Source organism: Mesorhizobium sp. Mes31 (assembly GCF_024519675.1).
GTDB lineage: Bacteria > Pseudomonadota > Alphaproteobacteria > Rhizobiales > Rhizobiaceae > Mesorhizobium.
Window position 1 is genome coordinate 1 of record NZ_JALJRL010000059.1, and the last position, 1,194, is coordinate 1,194.

The 1,194-nt window shown below is 60.9% G+C and carries 1 protein-coding gene and 2 pseudogenes; all 3 read left to right on the forward strand.

From position 1 onward, the window contains the following. Nucleotides 1–181, forward strand: a pseudogene (locus NR193_RS33260) (hypothetical protein); the annotation flags it as partial. 190 nt (nucleotides 182–371) lie between these two features. Next, nucleotides 372–605: a hypothetical protein gene (locus NR193_RS33265; RefSeq protein WP_256754881.1), complete on the forward strand. Its 234-nt coding sequence runs from the start codon at nucleotides 372–374 to the stop codon at nucleotides 603–605. Nucleotides 606–635: 30 nt separating this feature from the next. Then, a pseudogene (locus NR193_RS33270) lies at nucleotides 636–851 on the forward strand (hypothetical protein); the annotation flags it as partial. Nucleotides 852–1,194: the final 343 nt, after the last annotated feature.

Here is a 1,194-nt window from a genome sequence, read left to right on the forward strand (position 1 = left end):
AGGAGCCGGATCGATGTCCTTCGCCGACGCACATGCCTTCGCCTTCAGCCTCGCCACCACCCTCATGGTCGCCATCGTCATCTTTCGTGCCGGCGACGGCACTCTCTCGGTCGTACCGGCGAACGAGTATGACGGCGACGACACCGCCATCATCAGCGAAATCGACCCGTTCGCCCCATGACGGGGGCGAACATCGCGCCTGGCGATGCAAGAATACGGTTGCATCAGTTTGAATCTCACAAAATCAAAGCGGTTGGAATTGACTCGCTAACCCACTGTCGGAAGCGTACAATCCTAAAGTCGTCCGCCTTTCACGGCATACGGGCGCTTGAAAGAGTCGATCACGCTTTCGCCCAATAGGGAGATGCGAGATGACCATTCGCGGAACGGCTGACGAGATACAGTTGGCAACACTTACCAGAATTCTAGACGACTATTGCGAGCAAGCCGGCATGGAAGGGTCGCACCCAGCGCGGGAGCATTTGGCGCGCCGCCTGATCGCTCTTTTCAGCGGCGGCATTGATAGCCCAGACCATATCAAGATGGCTCTGGACGCTGTCTCAAACGATTGGAAGCTCCACGGAACCCATTCGCAAGGGTTCTAAGGCCGACTGGTCTTAACCGCTGACTGAGGCTGGGCGAAGCTGGCGATCACGCTGGTCTTCGTCGCTCCCGCGATGGTTGCCGGCTACCATGCCACCCATGGCATCGCGAAGCACATGATGCCTTCGGAAACCTGGCAGATCGTCTTTTCCGTCATTGGCGCGACCGCCGTCGGCGTCACGGCATATCTCCGGGTCGCGGGCATGACAGCCGCCGACCAATCCGGCAGGGACGTGGTTCGAGCCTAGACCCGCGCGGGCGAGGCGGGTGGACCAGACCGACGAAGACCTAGCCACCTCATTATCGGTGGTTGGAGCAATCGGGTTCCATGCCAGGATCGAGCAACGGCCACGTGCCGGCGCGGCCCCGTGTGTGGACTTGGACACTCTTCGGACGATGCCCATGGCAGGCCGACCAGTCGGTAGCAGGACGGCAGCGCGGGCGGTGGCGGCGGCGTTGCAGGTGCGCGGAATCTGTGCCTGGAATGCGTGGGCGATGCCGGTGAAAACTGTAGCGATCTGACGAAGGCGCGTTGCACGCCAACGTCTCCGTTGCCAATCTGTCCCAAGAGCGCTCCAAACGGCCTCTTCA